We start from the raw sequence: 6,310 nt of genomic DNA, 5'->3' as shown, positions 1-6,310 counted from the left end.
GGTTGAAGATAAACCTGCAACGGAAACCAAGCCTGGAGTATGGTCACTGTATGACAAGATTTTGACTTATGGAAAGGAAAACAATTTAAAAGAATGGCAAAAAAGTGATGAACTTGCCAAATCTATAGAACAAAAAGCAGCTAATAAAGGAGTTAATATTAATGCTGCGATTACTGGAGAAAATATTAAAAAACTCAGTGACGAGGGAGTAGTGAAAAGTTCATTTACAGGTAAAATACTTGATATTAACGGTATTGGACAAGAACGAAGTGTTTTTTGCGGTCCAGCATGTATCCGAATGGTTTGTAAATATTATAATAAACCGACTCCCATCCCTACACAGGAAACAATCTATATGGGTGATGGACTGTGGAGTTGGAGTCCTTATACCCCCCGTATTCATCTGGGCTCACAGCTGATGATATTGTAAAATGGGCTACATATCGATGGGGGAAAACGGGAACTATAGCTACTAGCTTTTCTAATAGTGTCGCCATATCAGAAATTGAAAACAATAGACCATTTTTCAGTATGATTCCAAACCATTTTCGACTTTGTAGAGGATATATAGTTCAAGATGGGTATACATATTTGCGTCTTAATGATCCAGAACCTACTGGTTCGACATATGGTAATCCAGGATTACTTGAACGCACATATGGCAGTTCAGAAATCCAACGTATATATGTAAGGTAAAAATTCCTCAGAGGAGTTCGATAAACTTCTAGTTTTCAACGGTTGCCTATGAACCTATATAACAACCGGCCAAAGATTGGGGTTTATCGAAACATCCTTTTTATAGGGTGCTGGCATGAACAAAATCCATGAGGGAGTCGCTGATATTGTTGCGTTTTAATGAGTCCATAAGTTGGGATTTAAAATGGAAGAAATAACATGTGATAGAATATATCGAGAGCATACTCTCATAAAAGTTTTGGGAATAACTTCACTTACGATTTTAATATTCGCTAGTGTAGCATGTGCAGCTCCATTTGCATATGTGACAACTATGGGAGATTATAATCAGAGAGGTTATTATCACGATACGGATTATAATGGTACTGTTCCTACTCCTAGTGTCGCTGTAATTGACACAGCAACTAACAATGTTACAGCCAGAGTACCTCTTGAAGGAGGGTGGCCTGTAGGAGTTGCAGTCACACCGGACGGAAAAAAGGTATATGTGGCAGACTCACCTATGGTCGTCTCTACTGTCTATGTAATTGACATAGCCACAAATACAGTTAGTGCCAAAGTGAATCTAGGAAGTAGTTATCCTTCGGGAATTACAGTTAATCCTGCAGGAACAAGAGTTTATGTGACGAAGCAGCGCGACAACACCGATATCTCTGTAATTAACACAGCGACAAACACTTTAATGGCACCGATTATTGTGGGGCCGAGTACTTATAGTATTGCATTTACACCGGATGGGAAAAAAATCTACGCTACAAACACTTTCAACAACACTATTTATGCAATTGATGCAGCTACAAACAAAATTACAGCCAATATATCTGTAGGAGACAGTCCTTATGAAGGTGTAGTCACACCGGACGGAAAAAAGGTATACGTACCTAACTATGACAGCAACACTGTCTCTGTAATTGACACAGCCACTGATAATGTTACAGCGACCGTGCCTGTAGGAAATTCGCCTCATCGTGTTGCAGTCACTTCTGATGGAAATAAAGTATATGTAGCTAACAATAACACTGTTTCTGTAATTGACACAGCCGCAGATACTGTAATAGCCACCGTGCCTGTAGGAACTTCTTCTCATGAAATTGTAATCAGTCCAGATGGAAATAAGGTATATTTGGGAAACTTCTACAATAAAAGCGTCACTGTAATTAATACAAAAACAAACACTGTTACAGCCACAGTGCCTGTAGGAGAATTGCCCATGGGAATTGCAGTCACACCGGACGGAAAAAAGGTATATGTGGTAAACGCAGAAAGCGATAATGTCTCAGTGATTGACACAGTCACAGACACTGTTACGGCTACGGTGAGTGCAGGAATCTACCCTACTAGGATTGTAATTGTGCCTTTTATGGATTCTGATATGACTGCCCAAAGTACAGGGGCAACCTCCAGTTCAACTGAAGATATAGGAGTCGAAGAAACTAATTTATCATCTGAAGAAATAAACGCTGCCGAACTTAATAATTCAAACAAAAATAACTCTGAATCTGATACTGTTAATAGCTCAAACGGAAATGAATCGAGCAAAAATAACTCTACTCCAGGTTTCGGATTATTGGGGAGCTTGACCTGCATGTATGGAGTGCGGAAATTCAAGAAAAAGTGATGTAGGGCTTAGATAATCAGATTGCGGCTTTTTCAATGAAACAACATGACTGAGAGGGAAATTTGTAATTTATATCATTGTCTGGATCGAATAAATTACCCTATCTTTTTCTATGCTTATTCTTAAGTCTAATGATTTGTAGGTTTTGATAGTGCAATCCTATAACTATATATTGCTTTTGAGAATTTTATACATTTAGCAAAAAATAACTATGGTTTATGGATCTATCTATTGACTATGTTCAAAAATATCCTAAGACCAATGCCTTGAAACTTCGCATGATGTTTGCGGTTTTTCGCGATCCCGATGGCACAATAACCTGCCGGGAGATTGCCGATACACCTGGCATCCCGGCAGGCAATGTGAGCAGATTGATGCGCAATTATAGAAAAAAAGAGTGTGGATATTCCCGCAGGCTGAAACCAGACAAAAGTACAAAAGCCTACAAGTACAGGCTGACCAAAAAAGGCGCGCTATATCTTGTGAAATATGCCAAAAGAGCGTACTACTGTCTAGAAAATCTAGTTCTGTGTCCTCGGAATTAAGAAAGGGACTACGGATGATGTATTGTCTAAGCATTAAAGCCCAGTAATTAAATTGCCATGACACTACGGCTATGACTTGAATTTGGACGCCCGGAAGATCACCCGGATGTCGAGTTACTCAGAAACGCAGCAAAAGAAGCAAGAAGAGTTTCTGAAAAGGCGGGCAGAATTTGAACGCACTGGTATACAGCCACCTGCGAAGCCAAAAGAAACATGGGATGAATGGATTCAGTTTGCCGATGTCGATCTGGTGGATTACATAGGCACCACAAAAAGAGGCGCTCTGAAGGTTGAATTAACAAAGGGCGGACTGAAACAAAAAACAGTCAATTTTGCTTTATTTTAACTAGTCCGTTCAATTTTAAACTAGTAGGTATTCTGCAATTCAGTTTTAGCCATATTTTACATATTTCTACTTCTTACTATTTGGCATGAAAGTATGTGATAAACAAATATTCACGTACTTTCATGCCAAAGTAAAGAAATTATTATTGAATGTTGGGCCTTTTCAGTCAAACTCACTCATTCAAAAGATTCGGCTTCGTGTAGGTACTCAGAACCATTAAAGGTTTCAATAGAAAGTTTTGCTACAAGCATATAACTTACCAGAAACTTTTCTTTTGGCTCAAGCATCATCGTTCCAAGTGCATCAGCAGCCTTTATAATAATATTTTCGAAATTTCTGAAATCGGCATTAATAAACTGGGGTTCAGAAGAAACAGGCATATGCTGGAGAGAATAGATATCTCCCCTGTGTTCCATAAGGAAGCCCAGAGTACCCTGAAGTTCATCAGAGAAGAATGGCTCATCCCTGGCCAGAGGGAGAGACTGAAGTATGCTTGATGCAGGAGAAAGAAGGCCTCCGTTCTCCGGAACCCTGGAGATCTTTTGCCTGGATGTTTCTTTTCCGATAGCCCCTATCGCAAGAGAAGATACGAGAGATTCTCTTTTCATCTGGTGAAGGGATGCGGAGCTTGCAATCTCTCCGAGGTAAGCAACTGCGATCCTGACTGCCGCTTCCATTTCCTGTCCAACTGCAGACTTTCCTACTGCATAGAGAGAGTAAATTATACTGAAACCCGTATCGGACATTTTCTGTTCTCTTGCGGCCTCAGCCATCCTTCCCAGGGAAATGAGGGAAATTAAAACCCCAAGTTCCATTTTTTGAAGGGCAGCTGCATTTCCAATGTCTCTTATGCTGATTATAGCCCTTTTCGCATCGGGCTCAAGCCCTTTATTTATGTATTTCGTTCCCTGCTCTGTTAAAAAATCTATGGATCTCAGTACACCCAGTTCATCATTATCCTTAACCGAGCTTAAGCCAAGGTCTATTGCTCTGGCTTCGTTTAAAATAGACATTTGGATTACCCCAATTTTCTTACATTCGGAAAAACATCTCAATATCAGACAGTCTTGCCGGCATTCAGGCCTCTTTTATATAGAAGCAGATGATGCGTAGTTCAGGTACTCATTGAATTTTTGCCCGGACTGTTCCTTTAAAGGACTCGAAAAAAATTCCTCAATCAATATCAGGAAACTTTCTCTTTCTTCTCAAATTGTTGTTCAGTTTTTCTTCCAGCTTTTCGAGACCTATATCATCAAAATGCATGAGAGCTACTTCGGCTATAATAGATGCACTCACAAGATAGCGGTCCTGGGCATCAAACTTGATGGTTTCAAGAGAATAAGCTGCCTGAAGTAGTACCCTTTCAAGTCCCTGCCTGTCGGCAGTCCTCCCAATATCCCCTAGTAAACGCACACTGGTGTCAGCAGTTTCTTTAAGGTTCTTTTCAATTGCCCCGGTCCCTATTTCCTGCAACAGAAGTTCGGCGTTTAATGCTGCATCTTCGAAGTTCTGGCTTGCCGCAACTTTCCCCGTTTCCCCAAGTAAAGTCACTGTGCAATTTGCGGCATCCCCCAGGCTTTGATTTGTTACACTTTTTCCAATCTCCCCTAGAGCGAAAATGACTGCTATTGTTTCTTTTCGGGTTCTTGTAAAGGCTGCAGTATTCCCCATTTTTCCAAGGCAGGAAGCTGCAATCTTTGCGGGAACCGCCATTTTCTGCCCTCCTGCCGTCTTTCCGATTTCACCAATAGCAAGCGCTATATCGACAACGGCGTTTTCCATCCCTCGCCTGCAAGCCTCTTTTGCAACAGGGGAATAAAGAAGAAGGGCATTTATAACAACCATTTCTAATCCAGTGAGAGCTGACGCTATTCCGATCTCTTTTATACGCTTGATTAATCTTTTAGTATCACTTTCCAGTCCTTCTTTTGCATATTTTACTGCAAGCTCTGACAGGTAGTAAAGGACCTCAACTATACTGGCTTCGTTTTTTTCATCTACCGAAGCCATCCCTATCTCTAACGCCTCGTCTTCATCAAGAGGTAGAATCCTTCATGCCCCCAGATTCGCTCTTAATCAAATATGGATACGTGAGGATATTAGCTTTGTTATGAAAGAGATAAGAAAAGTAATCTGAAGAATTCTCCCTCTTTTTCTTTAATGGAAAGAAAAAAATTGTTTGATCCTGTCGGATATCCCCCAGGATATATCTCAAAATGGGCAAACCCGCCTTGTAAAAACATGTATATAGTATTATACGGTAATATTATTCCGGTTGCTCGCGAGTAAATAAAAACCACATTTCACACATACGAGAATCAAAACGATTACTTTAGAAGGATAGGTTTAATCCCTTCTTCCTGTCCGTTCCTAACGTTGGCTCGTGAGCAACTACCCTTTCCATCTTTTCTTTTAAAGCTTGACGATTTAAACTGCGTTTATTTTTGATCCTGTTATTTTCTTTCTCTCCATTCATCGATACTGAATTTCACGGTACTCAGGATAGGTATTTTAAAAATAGAAGACAATATTACAACAGGATAAGAAGACGCTTTTGGAACAGAGGGGGAACTATATGGAGGAAGCAACGCATATTCCATCAATTGTTGAACAGGAACGAATGGTCACATTAATGTGTATCTGTCCTGATTGTCCTTCGTGGGTTGAATGTGGGGAAAAAGGCGGATTTTGCTTTGAGACAATAGAGAAAAGCAGATGTATAAACGAAGAAAAGGGATGTATATGCCCAAGCTGTCCTGTAGCAAACAGTATGGGGTTGGAATACATGTATTACTGTACCAGGGGTTCTGAAAAAGAACATACTAAAAACTTCCGCTCTGGAACTTGAGACCGTTAATCCGCAAAAGAAATAGTAGATTGGTTTGGAACGGTTGATTCTGTAGAAAAGATTGGTTTGGGATAAATGACTGGTCCGTTAAAAAAATAGATCCGGGAATAGAGCTCCCGGGCCTGAATTTCCTGGTGATCAAGTACTTAAACTTTTGGCTTAGAATACAAGCCCGAGGTCTTCAAGCTGCTTTCTTGCAGAGTTGTATACCTGGACGTATTCTTCTGTTGGAGTAATGGTCTTTACGTCGTAGCATT

8 protein-coding genes and 1 pseudogene are annotated in these 6,310 nt (G+C 40.3%); 5 read left to right on the top strand and 4 right to left on the bottom strand.

The genetic code is table 11. From position 1 onward, the window contains the following. From EO98_RS19050 to EO98_RS03055, 4 genes and pseudogenes are all read left to right on the top strand, one after another. Positions 1-430, top strand: a pseudogene (locus EO98_RS19050) (hypothetical protein); the annotation flags it as partial. 450 nt (positions 431-880) lie between these two features. After that, a complete protein-coding gene (locus EO98_RS03065; RefSeq protein WP_048141948.1) occupies positions 881-2,314 on the top strand; it encodes a beta-propeller fold lactonase family protein in 1,434 nt (477 codons plus the stop codon). A 218-nt stretch (positions 2,315-2,532) separates the two neighbouring features. Further along, complete coding sequence (locus tag EO98_RS03060) at positions 2,533-2,859, top strand: hypothetical protein (protein ID WP_048141950.1); 327 nt, start codon at positions 2,533-2,535, stop codon at positions 2,857-2,859. A 106-nt stretch (positions 2,860-2,965) separates the two neighbouring features. Continuing rightward, positions 2,966-3,205 carry a hypothetical protein gene (locus tag EO98_RS03055; protein ID WP_048141952.1) on the top strand — a complete coding sequence of 80 codons (240 nt, stop codon included), beginning with the start codon at positions 2,966-2,968 and terminating at the stop codon, positions 3,203-3,205. A 176-nt stretch (positions 3,206-3,381) separates the two neighbouring features. Here the strand turns inward: EO98_RS03055 and EO98_RS03050 are convergent, their stop codons facing one another. From EO98_RS03050 to EO98_RS18160, 3 genes are all read right to left on the bottom strand, one after another. Next, positions 3,382-4,218 (bottom strand): hypothetical protein, encoded by an 837-nt coding sequence (locus tag EO98_RS03050; protein WP_048141954.1) that lies wholly within the window; start codon positions 4,216-4,218, stop codon positions 3,382-3,384. A 160-nt stretch (positions 4,219-4,378) separates the two neighbouring features. After that, entirely contained in the window at positions 4,379-5,215 is an 837-nt protein-coding gene (locus tag EO98_RS03045; RefSeq protein WP_048141956.1) for a hypothetical protein, read from the bottom strand. A gap of 322 nt (positions 5,216-5,537) precedes the next feature. Next, positions 5,538-5,681, bottom strand: a complete 144-nt coding sequence (locus EO98_RS18160; RefSeq protein ID WP_156160999.1) for a hypothetical protein — start codon at positions 5,679-5,681, stop codon at positions 5,538-5,540. A 99-nt stretch (positions 5,682-5,780) separates the two neighbouring features. Between EO98_RS18160 and EO98_RS03040 the strand changes: the two genes are divergently transcribed. Then, a complete protein-coding gene (locus tag EO98_RS03040; protein WP_048141958.1) occupies positions 5,781-6,053 on the top strand; it encodes a DUF2769 domain-containing protein in 273 nt (90 codons plus the stop codon). Between the two features lie 159 nt (positions 6,054-6,212). On the opposite strand, the gene EO98_RS18155 is transcribed toward EO98_RS03040, so the two are convergent. Continuing rightward, on the bottom strand, positions 6,213-6,310 hold a 98-nt coding region (locus EO98_RS18155), incomplete at its 5' end, for a monomethylamine:corrinoid methyltransferase (protein ID WP_156160998.1).

This window comes from Methanosarcina sp. 2.H.T.1A.6 (genome assembly GCF_000979455.1).
Lineage (GTDB): Archaea > Halobacteriota > Methanosarcinia > Methanosarcinales > Methanosarcinaceae > Methanosarcina.
This window is presented reverse-complemented; position numbering and strand designations above follow the sequence as displayed.